Below are 16,454 nucleotides of genomic sequence, written 5' to 3'. Positions count from 1 at the left end.
GCGCTAATTGCGCCCTTTTTCTTTTATGCTTGGCTAGGTTTTATTCGATAAAACAAGGCATACAATACCGGAACAATCACTAGAGTTAACACTGTAGCGAAACCAAGACCGAACATAATGGTTACCGCCATTGAGCCAAAGAAGGCATCAAATACTAAAGGCATCATACCCAATATCGTGGTTAATGCTGCCATACTCACCGGCCTTACCCGGCTAATTGCGCTATCAACTACTGCTTGGTAAGGGTCTTTGCCTGAGTGAGTCTCAATGTTAATTTGATCCATCAGTACAATGCCGTTTTTTAACACCATACCACTTAAACTCAACACGCCTAATAAAGCGGTAAAGCTAAATGCCGAGTTGGTTGCAAGTAGGCCAATAGCCACACCAATTACCGCCAACGGCACCGTGAGCCAAATAACAATAGGCTGGCGAATAGAGTTAAACAAAAACACCGTAATGATGAACATAAACAGATAACCCATTGGCAATGAGCTAAATAGTGCTTCCTGTGCATCGTTTGATGACTCGTACTCACCACCCCACTCTATTGAATAACCAACAGGTAAAGCAATAGCTTCAACTTGAGGACGTAAGCGACCAAACAAACTAGCCGCAGTTTCATCCCCAAGGATGTCATGGTCTGCTAATACCGTTAACGTACGCTTGCGGTCCTGGCGTTGAATAAGCGGTTCAACCCAATCTAAGCTAATGTCATCCACTACTTGCTGAATAGGCACATAAGTTTGCAGCGCCGGGCTCCAAAGCTTTAGGTTTTGCACCGTTGAAAAATCAACCCGCTCTTCTTCTGGTAAACGAACAACAATTGGCAGCATTTCGGTGCCGTCTCTAAACAAGCCGATAGCACTACCACCAAAGGCCATTTGTAAGGTGTCAGCTAAATCTTGTTTAGAAATACCTAAGCGGCGAGCTTGAGACTCATTAAACTGAGGCAGCAAGTCTTTAGTCCGTTCGCGCCAATCATGACGAATGTTTCGCGCTCCAGAGTCGGCATTAAAAATGTCCTCAACCTGAGTGGCTATATCTCTAAGTACTTGCGGATCAGAACCAATAATTCTCGCTTCAATCTTAGAGGCAGGTGATGGACCAATTTCCATTAATCGGAACTGGAAGCTGACTTGCCTAAAAGAGTCACGCAAACTGGTATCAAGCTCACGCATCAGATCTAGCATTTGTTCACGGTCAACCACTCGAACTTGCAGCTGAGCAAACGCTTCGTAGCTTTTCTCTGGGCTGTAAGTAAGGCTAAAACGTTGCAAGCCTTGGCCAGTTGTAGAAGTAACAAACTCTACTTGCTCTTTGTCTAACAAAAAGTCTTCTACTTTTTGAACTTGCTTATAGGTGTCACGAATATCGGTGCCTTCTGGCATCCACATATCAACGTAGAACATTGGCGTATTTGATGGCGGAAAGAATGAGTTCTTTACTAGGCTAAAGCCGTAAAATGCTCCAGCTAACATCATTATCATCACTGCTACTGTAAGCATTCTAAAGCGCAAACAGAACTTCAATAAACGGCCAAACACAACAAATAGAACACCTTTGTAGGGATCATCATTGTTTTGTTGTTTTTCGCTGGTTTTAGACGACAACAATAAGTCAGCAAGAAAAGGCGTTAAGGTAATTGCAGTAATCCAACTCAAAAAGAGTGAAAAACAAAGTACCCAAAACAGTGAGCCCATAAACTCACCCGTAGCATCAGGCGATAAGCCAATTGGTGCAAAGGCTACAATGGCAATCACCGTTGCGCCTAATAGCGGCCACTTAGTTTGCTCTACGATGTCTTTAGCGGCTTGGACTTTAGTTCTGCCTCGTTGCATGCCTACCAAAATACCTTCAACAACTACAATGGCATTGTCGACCAACATACCTAGCGCAATTATTAATGCGCCAAGCGAGATCCGCTGCAATTCAATGTCGTAGATACTCATCAATATGAAAGTACCCATCACTGTTAATAGCAACACGGCGCCAATGATCACTCCGCTGCGCAAACCCATGGTAAACAACAGCACCACAATCACGATACCAACTGCTTCAGCCAAACTAAGCACAAAACCGTTAACCGACTGCTCAACTTCTTTGGCTTGATTGTAAAGCGTGTGAATCTTAATCCCGGCTGGTTTGATGTTTTCAAGCTCGGCTAAACGCGCGTCAACAGCCTCTCCCACCTTAACAACGTTAACCCCAGAGGAAAACGAAATACCTAGGTTTAGAGCAGGTTCGCCATTGTAATTAAGCAAGTTACTGGGTACTTCCTGCACATCACGGGTAACGGTAGCTACGTCTTTTAAGCGAATAAGATTACCAGTATCGCGCCCATGAATAATTAGGTTTTCAAAGGTTTCGATAGAATTTAGTTCACCGGTTGGGCGTAATGTGAGCGTTTGAGAGTTAACAGTAACCTCACCTGCACTAATCACAGCATTTTGCTGGGCTAATAATCCAGCTACAGTGTTCATATCTAGGTTTAGCGCTGCCACACGTTTAAGCGACATTTCTACAAATAATTGCTCTTGTTGGTCACCCGCTAAACTAATTTTCCCCACGCCATCAACTACTTCTAGCTCACGTGTTAAGTAATCAACATAGCGCTTTAACTCAACGTAAGAATAGTTCTCACCGGTAACCATTAACATTACGCCATAAACATCACCAAAGTCGTCCATAACCTGAACAGGATTTACACCTGGCGGTAACGAGGGCTCCAGATCATTTACTTTACGTCTTAACTCGTCCCATATTTGCGGCAGTTCATCAGGACCATAGTCCATCTTCATGCTCACCATAATTTGCGACAAACCAGCTGATGAGGTGGAGGTAACCTTATCTAAATAAGGTAACTGACGAATCGCCTTTTCTAGAGGATAGGTCAGCTCTTCTTCTACTTCTGTAGATGTAGCGCCAGGGTAAGAGGTAATAACCATGGCGTCTTTAACCGTAAAGGCGGGATCTTCCAAACGCCCAAGGTCTGCAAAAGACACTACGCCACCAACCGCCAGAATGACCAAAAACATCCAGCTTATAACTTTATTTTTTATCGAGTATTCAGCAATAGTCACGCTTATTGCTCCTGAGATTTAGTGGTTACAGAAAGTCCATTTCTAAGCTTGGCTAAGCTTGAAACAATGATTTGGTCGCCTTGGCTTAAGCCTTCACTTACTAACACGCCTTTGGTATGTATTTGTGCTACTTGAACTTCAACCTTTTGGGCACGCCCTTCGGTCACTTTCCATACATAAAATTGTTGATCGTTATTGCCAGGATCTAATGCTGTCATAGGTAACAAGTATCCACTGCGCCCGACCAGGCCAGCCGCATCTAAATCAACATACATAGTGACAGAGGTTCCCGGCAAAATAGCTGGCTCAACTTGTGGCATGCTCATCCATACCTCAAACGCTTGGGTCTCGGGATTAGGCTCCGAGGTATGCTCTAAAAAGGTAATTGGATAAAGCGTATCGTTACCTGCGTATTTAGCTTTAGGTTGGTAATTATAGTTACGTTCCGTTGGGTCTATTTGAGCAAGCAAGTTATCGGGCAACTGCAAGCGAACATAAACTAAATCATCTTGGTAAATAGATACTGCGGTCTCGCCAGGCGTTACTGTTTCAAAAGACTGTTTTGGCACTTCTGCAACTAGGCCTTCAAATGGCGCGCGTAACTGGCTGTATTTAAGCTGCGCTTTAGCCAACTGATAGTCAACACCTGCCAACTCATAGTTAGCTTTAAGCACATCGTATTCTTCTTGAGACAATAAGCTTTTACCTACCAAGCCTTGGGCGCGGTTTAACTGGCGCTCGGCTAGACTAAACGTAGCTTGGGCATCGTCTACTTGTTGTTTTAGCTTTCTATCATCAAGCTGAGCTAATAGTTGACCCTTTTTAACGTGTTGACCAGGCTTGATCGACATTTGTGTCAATTCGCCGGCAATACGAAATGATAAAGGCGTCAATTCTGCTGGCTCAACGCGGGCATTAAACTCTCGTTCCGGCTGAGCTGCAGATTCATTAATACTAATTGTTAATACCGATAAGGCATTATCAGTGACGGGTTCCACTGGCTCACTGCAAGCAGTAAGCAATGTAGTAACGGTTAACGCAGCCAAGGTATGGATTCTTAACAACATTTTAAATACCTCCTTCACGTTGCCAAGGCCGTATTATCTGGCCAGCATTTAACGATTTAGCGCCTGCAACTACAATGCTATCTCCGGCATCCAAACCTTTAATAACCAAACCTTGTTGATTTAGTTGTACGTCCACTGCTTCTATTCGCATTGTTTCAGGCACCACTCGCCATACTTGTGCTTGCTGCTCATCAATTTGGATGAAAGCACCTTTAGGTAAGGCTAAACCGTTATCGGTTTCAGACTCATTACGCACATAAACCGCGCCAGACATGCCAGGTAAGATGTTTAGGTGCTCTGGCCTTATGATGGTTAAGGTAACCGTATAACTATTGGTATCGGGATCTGGTTGGGTAGAGATCTCTTTAAAACGAGCGGGTAACTCGACACCTTTAAAGTTTCCTAAGGTCACCCATAGTTTTGCTTCGCGCAGTTCGGCTAAATTCAGGCGCTCGGTAATGGTAACCGGTAAGTTAAAGACTAAGTCTAATTGCTCATCACCCAACAAACTCAACACTGGCTGTTTTGCACCGGCAAACTGGAATTGCTTTGCGTAAGTCAGTGATACAACCCCGGAGAACGGCGCATGAAGCTTGGTGTAGGCTAAATCAGTGGCCGCTTGGTCCAAATTAGCTTGTGCTTCTGTGTAGGCAGTAAGAACTTGATCGTAGTTATCCTCAGAAATCAACTTCTTAGCAAATAGCTGCTCCGATCTTGTACGGCGGGCTTTCTCTAAATCAAATTGAGCTTTACGCGCATCAACAGCCAATTGAAAATCATGAGGATCAAGAGCGGCAAGTAAATCCCCTTTATTTACAAACTGCCCCATTCTCACATTCAATTGCTGTATTTCACCTGATACTTGAAAGGCCAACTGAGCTCGGCTTGTTGCTTGAACTTGCGCCACAAAGTTGTAGTCAACAGCGTTAAACGTTTCTGGCACTTCCAATAACTTCACGGGTTTTACAATTTCAGTAACTGGCTCTGAGTGAGCGGGATCGCAAGCTTGCAAAACCAGCATCATCAGGCCTACAAAACTAAGCCGCTGCCAAACGGCCTTGTTTGTTAAATTTGTTCTCATTAGTTGCTCCAGTTGAACAAACAGTCATATATACTTTCCAGGCGGAAAGTATATTGATCACTCGCTTGCCGATCAAGCTTTACTTTCCACATGGAAAGTAAAATTTGTGATAGACTACGCTTAGTTTAAAAAGCACTGTGAATTCGAGTTAAGTAATTATAGAAGATGACTGAAAAACGCACCGGACGACAAAGCGCCAAAGTAGCAGAAGAAACCCGCACTAAGATTTTAATCGCAGCCGCAGATCTTTTTGCCAGTAAAGGCTATGCCGTTGTATCACTGCGCGCGATTAGTGAACAAGCTGGTGTGTCTCATACCCTCATCCGCCATCATTTCGGCTCTAAGCTACAGATTTGGCAACATATATGTGACTGCATGCACCAGCAATTTTTAGCCTATGTAAATTTATTGGTTGCTGAGCAAGAGCATGGCCTGTCTTGTCGTCATCAGTTGTTTGATTTGCTAATTAAGATCTTAGCTGCACTGCAGGTAGACCCTCAGCCGGTTAGGCTGCTTAATGATGCAGTAAATAACGAACAAGAATTGTTTGAGTATTTCTTAGAAGAAGATGATCAAGTACGAAAGATTCTTGAAGACCTTGTGATTGAATGCCACAAGCAAGGATATGTAAAACACTTCAACATTGGCGAACTAAAATGGTTACTAACCATTTTTGCCACCTCCTCTTCAACCTTAGCGCCATTACTAGCTAAACCCTATCCTGGCGAAACCGAAGAGTTTTGCCAATTAAAAAGCTGGCAAATGTTTAGCCGCTTGCTGGCTAGCCAACTCGATATTGATGAAAAAGATATACCAAAACCGGAGAGACTAAGTGATTTAGTCATTGATGGTTCGCCCTGCCCATTTAAAGCTCAGCGACAAGCCATGGAAATGGCTTAAGATTGCCAAGGCTAATCTGGAAAGATGACCTTATTCCACTCAGGAATGGGTGTGTTATAAGGGTTTAATCGCCAAGGCCTGGCTTTGGTTTTCTGCTCGATAATCTTGCAATACAAGCTAAGGTGATGAGTTTTATAGCCTTTGGCAAATTTAAAATTCTCTTGTTTGTCTTGAATCTCCATCCACACAATATCTGGGCCTGCAGAAAGCTGACAACGGATTGGCCGATCAGTGTTTGAGGTGACGGTTGCTTTTAACTCTTCACCTTCAAAATGGGTGGTCAAGTTGCCAGGGTAAGCAAACGCTATACTTGGCCATAACAATATGGCCAATACTAATAAAGATGAGTGACGCGTTTTAGCTTGCATTTATTTGCTTCGTTTTTTTAACCAAGACACCAAACGGTTATTGGCCGCCCTAATTTCACCCAAGGTTTTTTCGTGCGCCGCAAAGTTTGTAGACTTTGGTACTGCCACCCGTTGCGCCGAATAAATACCAGTGTGACCACTAAAGTAATAGGCAACAAAACAAGCTACAGCAAAATACAGTAAATGATCGGAGCCAAACAACTCAACACCCATAATGGTACAGGCTAAAGGCGTGTTAGTAGCTGCGGCAAACACTGCAATAAAACCAATTGCTGCAAACAAATCTACTGGTGCGCCCATTATCCACGCCAAAGTGTTACCTAAGGTAGCCCCGATGAAAAATAATGGTGTTACTTCACCGCCTTTGAACCCAGCAGCAAGCGTGATTGCCGTTAGTAATAACTTAAGCATCCAGCTGTACCACTCTGCTCCTCCTTCGTTAAAGGCACTTATTATACTTACCCCGCCTTCACGATAACTGTTAACTCCCAGGCCTATGTAATCTTGATTGCCAATTAAGCTCACAATGCCAATGACTATCAGTCCACCAATTACTGCTATCAAATAAGGGTTCTTAAATACGTGTTTAAAGATATCTTTAAGTACAAACACCGTTTCGCCAAACAGGTAACCAGTTATACCAAACGCTACAGCGGCGATAAGCACCTTACCTAACATGATCAAATCAACATGAACCACATGCTCAAACAGCATCACGTGTTCCAAAAAATCAATTTTGTATTGGGTATGAGGCGTGCCCCAAGCGGAACACACTAAGTCAGCTAATATCGCTGCAAATAAAGCAGGGATAACTGAATCGAAGCGGATCCTACCTACCGCCAAGACTTCAATCGCGAAAATAGTGGCAGCAAGAGGCGTGCTAAATAAGGCGGAGAATCCCGCTGCTACCCCTGCGCTAAGCAAAATCTGATAGTCTCGACCACTAAGTTTGAATAGTTTCCCGTATGCGGCACTACATGCTCCACCGATTTGAACGGCGGTTCCTTCGCGACCAGCAGAGCCACCAAACAGATGCGTAACTACTGTGGAAATAAGTACCAAAGGCGCCATACGAGCAGGAATACCTGCACCAGGTTGATGGATCTCATCGATGATGAGATTGTTGCCTGACTCGGAGTTTTTTCCAAAGCGGCGATAGATAAAAACCACCACTACGCCAGCTAAAGGCAAGAAGTACAACAAGTAAGGGTTATCGGCTCGGGTATGGCTAGCATAATCGAGCAAATACAAAAACAAGGCGTTTAACGAACCAACCACAAAGGCCAAGGGGATTAGCAATAACAGCCACCTCAGTAAAACAAGTAAAGTGCTCGGGCTATTGGGCAACGGGTGCGGCATTTTATTTCCTATAAAACGTTAATTACTTAAGCAATTTGGAAAGCGAGGCTATCACAAAACATTGCTTTTAATCATGACCTTAGATAACAACATAGCTAAGCAGCAAGCGCTTGTATAGCTTTAAAACAACAAAAAAAGCAGCGCTTAATGAGCGCTGCTTTAAGTTAACTTGTTTGAATTTGCTTTGAATTAACCGGCTAAAGATTTAAATAAGCGACAAAACTGCTGCATACCTTCATCAACTATCTCATCCTCAATAGTTAGTGCTGGTAGAAAGCGAATCACATTCCCATAAAAACCACAGGCTAATAGTACAAGGCCATAATTTGCGGCATTGGCAATAAGCGCTTGAGTTAATCCAGTATTGGCACGAGTTACATCGCCATCTTCGATGAGCTCCATGGCAATCATCGCCCCTGAAATTCGAATGTCGCCAATCAGGTCGGGAAATTGCTGCTGCAAGGAATGCAAGTATTCGCCAAACTGTTGGCCAATTTGATTAGCACGCACCACCAAATCTTGCTCTTCAATCACATCAAGAACCGCTAAAGCCGCGCTACACGCTACCGGTGAACCACCGTAGGTACCACCCAATCCGCCAGGTAAAGGAGCATCCATGATTGATGATTTCCCAACCACCGCCGACAATGGAAAGCCGCCAGCAATGCCTTTTGCCATGGTAATCAAATCAGGCTCAACATCAGCATACTCGCAATTAAACATTTTACCGGTTCTTCCAAAGCCAGTTTGGATTTCATCCATGATTAAAACGATACCGTGTTGGTCACAAAGCGCTCTAAGTGCCTGTAAGAATTCTTTAGGAGCAGGATAAAAACCACCCTCACCTTGGATTGGCTCAACGATTAATGCCGCTACATCTTCTGCAGCGATATCGACCTTAAAGATGTTGTTGAGAGCTTGCAGGCTTTGCTCACTGCTTATACCGTGCATTTGCATAGGGTACGGGGCGTGATAAATGTCTCCGGCAAAGGGGCCAAATTGATGTTTGTAAGGCGTAATTTTTCCGGTTAACGCCATAGTAAGATTTGTTCTACCATGAAAACCACCATTAAACGCAATAACCCCGCGACGCCCAGTAGCAGCGCGTGCGATTTTAACCGCATTTTCGACCGCTTCTGCCCCGGTGGTTACAAACATGGCCTTTTTATCGCTATCACCTGGCGCAATAGCTACAAGCTTTTCTGCTAACTCTACAGCGCTCTCGTAAGGATTAATCATTACACAAGTATGGCTAAACTTATCCAGTTGCTGTTTTGCTGCAGCCACAACTTTTGGGTGGCTATGGCCGGTATTACATACAGCAATACCAGTGGCAAAATCGATATAACGCTTACCTTCTACGTCCCACAGCTCTGCATTTAATGCTCGCTCAGCATAAACTGGATAAACATTGCCTTGGCCGCGTGCAATAACGCTTTGTTTTCTTTCTTGTAGTTGTTGGTTATTCATCCCTGTCTCCTATTGTTAGCTGTTTACGCCGCCCATACACAAATACTTAATCTCTGTGTAGTCATCTAAACCATAATGCGAGCCTTCTCGCCCATTACCCGATTGTTTAACGCCGCCAAAGGGTGCAGCCGCGTTTGAGATAATCCCTTCGTTTATGCCAACCATGCCATATTCCAACGCTTCACCAACACGCCATACTCGACCAATATCGCGAGTGTAAAAATAGGCTGCTAAGCCATACTCAGTATCATTGGCCAAGGCTATGGCTTGCTCTTCTGTATCAAACATAATTAGTGGTGCTACAGGGCCAAATATTTCATTTTTAGCAATCGGCATATCGTTGCTTACCTGAGTCATAATAGTGGGTTGATAAAACTGTTTACCCGCCTGATGAGCTTGCCCACCATAAATAACCTTTGCGCCGGCTTTCTGCGAATCAACCACCAATTCATGCACAGCTTCTTTTGCTTGCTCGCTTATCATTGGGCCTATATCAACATTTACTTGCATCCCGTCACCCACTTTGAGTTTTGCTAATGCTTCTGCCAGCTTTTCGCTAAATTGCTGATAAACGCTCTTTTGAACCAGAAAACGGTTTGCACACACACAAGTTTGCCCAGCATTTCGGTATTTTGAAGCTATCGCTCCTTGCACCGCTGCATCAATATCGGCGTCATCAAATACAATAAATGGCGCGTTTCCTCCTAACTCCATAGATACTTTTTTAACCGTACTCGCACACTGAGCTATCAGCTGTTTGCCCACCGCCGTGGAGCCAGTAAACGTAAATTTGGCCACATCAGGGCTCTCGGTTAGTAACTTGCCCATGCCCCTCGCATCTTCACCTACAACAACATTAAACACACCTGGTGGAATGCCGGCTTCTTCGGCCAATTGCGCCAATGCTAGCGCTGAGATTGGAGTGAGCTGAGCTGGGCGAACCACAAAAGTACAACCTGCCGCTAAGGCAGCTGCAGCTTTTCGTGCAATCATGGCGTTAGGAAAATTCCAAGGCGTTACTGCAGCCACTACACCCACAGCTTGCTTAAGCACAACAATACGTTTGTCACCAGCTGGCGCTGGTATTACATCGCCGTAACAGCGCTTACCTTCTTCAGCAAACCAGTCTAAGAAAGCGGCACCATAAGCTATTTCCCCCTTTGCTTCGGCTAAGGGCTTACCTTGCTCTTGGGTGAGAATGCTCGCTAAATCGTCTTGATGCTGCATAATCAGTTGATACCATTTTCTCAGCAAATTGCCCCGCTCATTGGCTGATTTAGCAGCCCAAGCCTTTTGAGCAGCCTTAGCGGCTTGAATTGCCAATTCAACACCTTGCAAGCCACAGTCGTCTACCTCAAGCAAGCATTGCTGATTAGCCGGATTGTTTACTGGAAAACGCTGCTGAGAAGCATGCCAACAGCCATTGATGTAAGACTGTGTTTTTATCAAACTTGAGTATTGAATCGCTTCCATTTGTGCTCACTTCCCTTGTAACTTGTTTTAGTCCATTGAATACCAATCTAAAACGATGTTAAATATCAAACAATAAAACTTTAGTTTGGTAATTATAAAACTATGTTAGATCCGTTATCCGGCAAACAGCTTAGTGAATATGATTTGCGCTTGTTAAGAGTATTTAAGGCAGTAGTTGAGCATGGCGGCTTCGCAGCTGCTGAACATAGTTTGGGGATCACTCGTTCAACCATTAGTGTTCATATGTCTAGCCTTGAAAGCAGAATGAACATTAAGTTATGTGTTAGAGGCAGAGCCGGTTTTGCCCTTACCGAGCGAGGCCAAACTGTTTATCAGGCATGCCTACAGCTGTTTTCATCTATTCAAGAATTTGCATCGCTGGTAGATAACTTGGGTAAACCTCTTACCGGCGAGCTTGTTATCCTTTATTCCGATCTACTTGATCGCAGGAGTATTGAAAACATAGCCAAGGCAGTGACTGCAATTAAACAGCAAGCACCAAGACTTTGTATATCACTTAACATGGAATCGGTAGCAAACATTGAGTCAGCATTGATAAACAACCAAGCTCATGTTGGGTTTTACCCCGCTTACCGAAGCATTGACGGGCTTTTGAGTGAAGTAGTGTTTAGTGAATCTATCTATTTGTGTGCCAGCAAACAATCACCGTTATTTGGCACTCTAGATGCAGATATCGATCGCGAGCGATTAGCTAAACATGCCGCGATTCACCCTAGTATTGAACTAAACCCTAAAGGACGAGCTCAACTTCAGCAACTTAACTTTGGCGCCAAGGGATACCAATTCGACAGCCGGTTAGCCCTAATACTATCTGGTGCCTACATTGGCTATTTACCCATAAGTGAAGCGCAGCCCTATATTGACCAGCAAACCATTCGCTTAATAAAACCCAATGAATACAGTTATCCCTTTGAGCTTAGTTTGGTACATAAAATTAACCCCAACGAAAAGCAGAAAGTTCAACTAGCCATGGATGCCCTGCAAACTCAATTTGTCACTCATTAAGAGTTGGCCATAGCGACAAACCAAAGTGCCCAACTAAGGCTATGCACCAGCCCGGCTATAATAGCGATAAACCAAAGCCATTTGGCGCTAACATCGGGCTGCGGAAGTGACCGAGTGAACCGATAAACAGGAAACAATACCACCACTATTAGCATTAAAGGCGGTACAATTTTGCCCATATTCGGACCAAAGCTGAAGACCATCAAGGCACTAGTCAATCCTGAGAGCAACAGAAAAACGATTAAAGGCCTACGAAGGTTTACCTTGGCAACTGCCACGAAAACTAAATAACCATAGGCAGGAATAAGCAAATACGGCATTAGCAGTATTTGCTCAATTGCTAATAATTGTTTTGGGAATAAGTGCCATAAATTCATTGTTTAAGACTAGCAAATCTTATTAGCAAAAGCGCCATCTCAAAGCAAAGCTTGGTTTCCAATTGCTTTTAACTTACAAGCTTAGCTAGCCTGCTTGTTCTGCATGGTGGCGATAATGGCTTCATCCGTAGAAAGCATGGCAGTTTTAGACATAATTCCGAGCTGAGCAATACTATCATCGGCTGATTCAAACACAATTCCTTGCTGAGCCGATACGCTACTACCCGCAACAGCAAGAATGGCAGACTTAACAGCACTACTGGCTCCAGTTGATACCTTCATTGCACAACCAGCTTTAGCGCCATCGCAAAACACCCCGGAAACATCTCCAACCATAGAGTTAATTGCACGATGAATTGCACCCAACTTACCTCCCATCAACCAAGTGAGTGCTGCACTACCCCCCATAGCTGCGGTGGTGGCAGCACACAACGCTGACAATTTGTTTTGCTTCGACTTAACGTAAATAGCAACCAAGTGGCTTAGCATTAAAGCACGAACAAAAGCATCATCATCTAGCTGCTTTATTTCTGCATAAGCCACAACCGGCATGGTGGCAGCTATGCCTTGATTCCCGCTACCTGAGTTACTCATTGCCGCTTGTTGAGCTCCGCCCATTCGAGCATCCGATGCTGCCGCACCCAAACGCATTGCACGATTTATCAAATCATCGGCAAGTAGCCCCTGCTCCACTTGCGCTTGTAAACTAGCGCCTAGCGCCAAGCCGTAGTTCCCCGACAACCCAGTCTCAGCTAACGCTCGGTTTAAGCTAGCGGCACGTTTAATAAAGGCAATCTGTGTAAGCGGCACGTTTTCAACAAAGTCTACGATCTGCTCTATTGAAAGTTTAAGGTGATTCGTTTCAGTGGTTTGAACACATTGTACAGCTTTGGCTTGCTGCACTACTGCTCCGTTCTTTACGATATATTCAAAGCGGGTATGTGACTTTGCTATGCAAACCTCAACCTTATCTTGATTGCGGCTGGCATTTACCACCGTATACAACACGTCATCATTGCTTACCATTGATACACTAACTTGGCGTTTACTCAGCATTTGATTTGCCTTGCGAAGCGCTTCTTCCGAGATTGTCGCCAGTACTTCCAAACCTTTACTCGCATCTCCAGCAGTCGCACCTACAGCAGCAGCTATAGGTAAACCAGCCTTACCAGTGCCTGGTACAAATACTCCCATGCCATTTTTGTAAAGATTTGGAGTTACCTTAACTTGAATAGAGTCTGGTAAACCACCAAGTAGTTCTGCAGCTTTAGCGCTAGCAAGCGCAACAGTAACGGGTTCGGTGCAACCTAATGCAGGTACCACTTCAGATTGAACTAAGTCTATGTATTGTTGCCACTGTTTCATGGATTATCTCAGCTAAGTGCGTTTGATACAGTGTACAAATATGTTTGTAGAAAAAGTTGGCGCAGTTTTAATAGTTAAGTCGAATATTAAATTAATTTTCTAATAAAAAGAAAAATATCAGAAAATAATTTCGTATATTTAAATATAGATGAGAAAGTGGCCCTAAAGCCACTTTAGAAATTTACCAATCAATGCCCTGGCGAGCTTTAATTCCTGATTCAAAAGCATGCTTAACATTTTTTACTTCAGAAATGGTGTCTGCAATATCAAGCACTTTGCGATGACATGCACGGCCAGTTACCACTACCGTTTGCTCTGCAGGTCGCTGCTTAATTGCTTCAACAACCTCTTCAACATCTAGGTAGTCATAACTTAACATGTAAGTAATTTCGTCCAATAACACCAAGTAGATTGATGGATCAGCTAGCCACTGCTTACAGCGTTGCCATACTTCTTGCGCAGCTTGGGTATCAAGTTCTCGGTTTTGAGTCTCCCAGGTAAACCCTGTTGCCATAGTGGCAAACTCTACCCCGTTGTTTTGCAGAAGATTGCGTTCTCCGCATTCCCAGCCGCCTTTAATAAATTGCGCCACCACTGCTTTGTAACCATGTCCAGTAGCACGCGCAACATTACCAAAACCAGCTGTCGATTTACCCTTCCCATTACCGGTAATAACCAGCACTAAGCCCTTTTCAATTTGTGCATCTTCAACTTTAGCATCCACACTTGCTTTCAACTTTTCCTGTCGTTGCTGATGCTTTTCTTGATCTTTACTCATCCCTGCTCTTTGTTCGTTACTGATTTGTTTTTAGTTTAGCTCGAGCCAAACCCAATAAACCAGTACTGTTTCTCTAGAATAGCGATAAACCTTTGGGTATAGTGCTTTCACGATAAAAAATGGAAGCCTTTATGCTTAAAGATAACCCTCTATTGGCTCAACTAAAGCAGCAAATTAGAGAGACCATTCCCACTGTTGAAGGTGTAGTAAAAGCTACTGAGAAGAACTTCGGTTTCCTTCAAACAGACAACAAAAAAAGCTATTTCATCTCACCCCCAATGATGAAAAAGCTAATTCACGGCGACCGAATTAGCGCAGCTATTCGCGAAAATAACGGTAAAGAAGCAGCAGAGCCAGAAACACTGGTGGAAGCCGCTTTAGATACCTTTGTGGCCCGTGTAAAGTTTGTTGATAAACGCACTAAGCTGCAGGTTGACCATCCATTGATCAACCAGTTGTTAAGTGCAAAAGTGATAAAAGATAGTGGATTCTCAATCAAACAAGGTGATTGGGTGTTAGCTAGACTGGTTAAACACGCACTTAAAGAACAACACTTCCAAGCCGAGATCTTCGAGTTTATCGCAGAAAGTGACGATAACTTTGCCCGATGGAAAGCTACTACTAAAAAGCACCAATTAGCTTGGGACCAGCCTGAACTCACTGAAGACCTGGCGATTATTGATCAAGAAGTTGAGCGTCGTGATCTAACCAACGAGTTGTTTTTCACTATCGACGGTGAAAATACCAAAGATATGGATGATGCAGTCTCAATCACGCGCGAAGCAGAACATTGGAAGTTAAAGGTCGCTATAGCGGATCCTAGTGCTTACATTAACAGTGAAAGCGAACTTGAAAAAGCTGCCAAACAACGAGCATTCACTTTGTACTTACCAGCACGCACTGTGCCGATGATGCCAAGTAAGTTGGCTAACGAACATTGCTCGCTAGTAGCAGATCAAGTTCGTCCAGCCTTAGTATGTGAAATGCTGATTGGACTTGATGGTGAGTTACAAGAAAATGCTGAGTTTTACTTAGCCACTGTTCAGTCCAAACATCGCCTAAACTACAATCAGGTGTCTGACTTTATAGAACAAAAGACCACTGAACTCGCAACAAACGCTGAGCTAGCTGAAGCTTTACAACAACTTAACTTGTTTAGTGAGCAACGTAATCAATGGCGCGCAGAGAACACCTCGGTGTTTGGCGATCAAGCAGACTACGAGTTTGTCTTAGATAATAAAGGTCAGGTTATCGATATTCTTCGTCAATCTCGTCGTAGTGCAAACCGTATGATTGAAGAAGCAATGGTGGCAGCCAACATTTGTGGCGGACGCTTCCTAGATGAAAAACTCGGCTTTGGAGTGTTTGCATGTCATTCTGGTTTTAAAGAAGAGAAGCTAGACGGACTAGTAGAGCTACTGGCCAAGTTTGAGTTACCGGTTGAGCGAGAAAAGCTCAATGACCTCGACTACTTCTGCCAACTAAGAAGAACCATCGCAGCGACTGGCGATAAATGCTTAGATCAGTTGGTAAAACGCCACTTTAATTTTGGTGTTTACAATGAAAAGTGCTTGCCTCACTTTGGTTTAGGTGAAGCTAAGTATGCAACTTGGACCTCTCCAATACGAAAATACAGCGATCTGTTAAATCATCGCCTTATTAAATCGGTGATTAATGGCGAAACACCTAATTCGCCATTATCTGAAGAGCTTTCTGAGCATCTAAGTGATAATCGCAAGAAGCAAAAGTTTGCTGAACGAGAAATGGCCAACTACTTGTATTGCGAGTATTTTGCAGAACAAGATCCAAATACATGTTTGTTGGCAGAAGTTAGCAATATAAACCGTGGTGGCCTTAATATTCGTCTAGTTAACAGTGGTGCCTCGGCTTTTGTACCAAAAACCAAGCTAGCTGGTAAAGATGAAGAGCTCACCATCGAAAGTGAGTTGGGCCGTTTATCCACTAAAAACAAACAATATAGCGTGGGTGATACCATCTCTGTAAAGATTGTAGAAGTGAAAAAGCTACAACAATCGATCGTTGCAGCCCCCTGTTAGTAAAGCTTCAAACCAATACAAAAAAGCCAGCGATTAGCTGGCTTTTTTTA

Annotated in this window: 13 protein-coding genes; 3 read left to right on the top strand and 10 right to left on the bottom strand. The window is 43.7% G+C overall.

Annotated features, from left to right (window positions below; genetic code table 11):
* Nucleotides 1-23: 23 nt before the first annotated feature.
* From OAG1_RS10170 to OAG1_RS10160, 3 genes are read right to left on the bottom strand one after another with little or no spacing between them, the layout of a single operon-like run.
* Nucleotides 24-3,083 carry an efflux RND transporter permease subunit gene (locus OAG1_RS10170; protein WP_338626310.1) on the bottom strand — a complete coding sequence of 1,020 codons (3,060 nt, stop codon included), beginning with the start codon at nt 3,081-3,083 and terminating at the stop codon, nt 24-26.
* Nucleotides 3,084-3,085: 2 nt separating this feature from the next.
* Nucleotides 3,086-4,150, bottom strand: coding sequence for an efflux RND transporter periplasmic adaptor subunit (locus tag OAG1_RS10165; RefSeq protein WP_338626309.1), 1,065 nt, complete (start codon nt 4,148-4,150; stop codon nt 3,086-3,088).
* A gap of 1 nt (nt 4,151) precedes the next feature.
* Nucleotides 4,152-5,231, bottom strand: a complete 1,080-nt coding sequence (locus tag OAG1_RS10160) for an efflux RND transporter periplasmic adaptor subunit (protein WP_338626308.1) — start codon at nt 5,229-5,231, stop codon at nt 4,152-4,154.
* A 165-nt stretch (nt 5,232-5,396) separates the two neighbouring features.
* Here OAG1_RS10160 and OAG1_RS10155 point away from each other — a divergent pair, with 165 nt between their 5' ends.
* The gene (locus OAG1_RS10155; protein ID WP_221073748.1) at nt 5,397-6,131 is read left to right on the top strand and encodes a TetR/AcrR family transcriptional regulator; all 735 of its coding nucleotides are present in this window, start codon (nt 5,397-5,399) and stop codon (nt 6,129-6,131) included.
* 11 nt (nt 6,132-6,142) lie between these two features.
* Here the strand turns inward: OAG1_RS10155 and OAG1_RS10150 are convergent, their stop codons facing one another.
* The 4 genes from OAG1_RS10150 to OAG1_RS10135 all read right to left on the bottom strand — a co-directional run bounded on the left by OAG1_RS10150 (nt 6,143) and on the right by OAG1_RS10135 (nt 10,801).
* On the bottom strand, nt 6,143-6,499 hold the full coding sequence (locus OAG1_RS10150) for a hypothetical protein (RefSeq protein ID WP_016403316.1): 357 nt from the start codon (nt 6,497-6,499) through the stop codon (nt 6,143-6,145).
* Nucleotides 6,500-7,858 (bottom strand): voltage-gated chloride channel family protein, encoded by a 1,359-nt coding sequence (locus OAG1_RS10145; protein ID WP_152784745.1) that lies wholly within the window; start codon nt 7,856-7,858, stop codon nt 6,500-6,502.
* A 189-nt stretch (nt 7,859-8,047) separates the two neighbouring features.
* A complete protein-coding gene (gene gabT / locus OAG1_RS10140; RefSeq protein WP_338626305.1) occupies nt 8,048-9,328 on the bottom strand; it encodes a 4-aminobutyrate--2-oxoglutarate transaminase in 1,281 nt (426 codons plus the stop codon).
* A 15-nt stretch (nt 9,329-9,343) separates the two neighbouring features.
* A complete protein-coding gene (locus OAG1_RS10135; RefSeq protein WP_338626303.1) occupies nt 9,344-10,801 on the bottom strand; it encodes an NAD-dependent succinate-semialdehyde dehydrogenase in 1,458 nt (485 codons plus the stop codon).
* A 102-nt stretch (nt 10,802-10,903) separates the two neighbouring features.
* On the opposite strand from OAG1_RS10135, the gene OAG1_RS10130 reads away from it, so the two are divergent.
* Nucleotides 10,904-11,827: a LysR family transcriptional regulator gene (locus OAG1_RS10130; protein WP_338626301.1), complete on the top strand. Its 924-nt coding sequence runs from the start codon at nt 10,904-10,906 to the stop codon at nt 11,825-11,827.
* Here the strand turns inward: OAG1_RS10130 and OAG1_RS10125 are convergent.
* The 3 genes from OAG1_RS10125 to cobO all read right to left on the bottom strand — a co-directional run bounded on the left by OAG1_RS10125 (nt 11,824) and on the right by cobO (nt 14,347).
* Nucleotides 11,824-12,204, bottom strand: coding sequence for a hypothetical protein (locus OAG1_RS10125; RefSeq protein WP_338626299.1), 381 nt, complete (start codon nt 12,202-12,204; stop codon nt 11,824-11,826). The two genes, OAG1_RS10130 and OAG1_RS10125, sit on opposite strands and share 4 nt — an antisense overlap.
* Nucleotides 12,205-12,285: 81 nt before the next feature.
* Nucleotides 12,286-13,569 carry an L-serine ammonia-lyase, iron-sulfur-dependent, subunit alpha gene (locus tag OAG1_RS10120; protein ID WP_338626297.1) on the bottom strand — a complete coding sequence of 428 codons (1,284 nt, stop codon included), beginning with the start codon at nt 13,567-13,569 and terminating at the stop codon, nt 12,286-12,288.
* Between the two features lie 181 nt (nt 13,570-13,750).
* Nucleotides 13,751-14,347 (bottom strand): cob(I)yrinic acid a,c-diamide adenosyltransferase, encoded by a 597-nt coding sequence (cobO, locus tag OAG1_RS10115; protein WP_338626295.1) that lies wholly within the window; start codon nt 14,345-14,347, stop codon nt 13,751-13,753.
* Nucleotides 14,348-14,478: 131 nt separating this feature from the next.
* Between cobO and OAG1_RS10110 the strand changes: the two genes are divergently transcribed.
* Entirely contained in the window at nt 14,479-16,404 is a 1,926-nt protein-coding gene (locus tag OAG1_RS10110; protein ID WP_338626293.1) for an exoribonuclease II, read from the top strand.
* Nucleotides 16,405-16,454 lie beyond the last annotated feature (50 nt).

It is taken from the genome of Agarivorans sp. OAG1 (genome assembly GCF_037076485.1).
GTDB lineage: Bacteria > Pseudomonadota > Gammaproteobacteria > Enterobacterales > Celerinatantimonadaceae > Agarivorans > Agarivorans albus.
This window is presented reverse-complemented; position numbering and strand designations above follow the sequence as displayed.

Coding starts and splice junctions, on each gene's coding strand:
- OAG1_RS10165 (WP_338626309.1), bottom strand. CDS start 4,150: ATGTTGTTAAGAATCCATACCTTGGCTGCGTTAACCGTTACTACATTG.
- OAG1_RS10160 (WP_338626308.1), bottom strand. CDS start 5,231: ATGAGAACAAATTTAACAAACAAGGCCGTTTGGCAGCGGCTTAGTTTT.
- OAG1_RS10155 (WP_221073748.1), top strand. CDS start 5,397: ATGACTGAAAAACGCACCGGACGACAAAGCGCCAAAGTAGCAGAAGAA.
- OAG1_RS10150 (WP_016403316.1), bottom strand. CDS start 6,499: ATGCAAGCTAAAACGCGTCACTCATCTTTATTAGTATTGGCCATATTG.
- OAG1_RS10145 (WP_152784745.1), bottom strand. CDS start 7,858: ATGCCGCACCCGTTGCCCAATAGCCCGAGCACTTTACTTGTTTTACTG.
- gabT (WP_338626305.1), bottom strand. CDS start 9,328: ATGAATAACCAACAACTACAAGAAAGAAAACAAAGCGTTATTGCACGC.
- OAG1_RS10135 (WP_338626303.1), bottom strand. CDS start 10,801: ATGGAAGCGATTCAATACTCAAGTTTGATAAAAACACAGTCTTACATC.
- OAG1_RS10130 (WP_338626301.1), top strand. CDS start 10,904: ATGTTAGATCCGTTATCCGGCAAACAGCTTAGTGAATATGATTTGCGC.
- OAG1_RS10125 (WP_338626299.1), bottom strand. CDS start 12,204: ATGAATTTATGGCACTTATTCCCAAAACAATTATTAGCAATTGAGCAA.
- OAG1_RS10120 (WP_338626297.1), bottom strand. CDS start 13,569: ATGAAACAGTGGCAACAATACATAGACTTAGTTCAATCTGAAGTGGTA.
- cobO (WP_338626295.1), bottom strand. CDS start 14,347: ATGAGTAAAGATCAAGAAAAGCATCAGCAACGACAGGAAAAGTTGAAA.
- OAG1_RS10110 (WP_338626293.1), top strand. CDS start 14,479: ATGCTTAAAGATAACCCTCTATTGGCTCAACTAAAGCAGCAAATTAGA.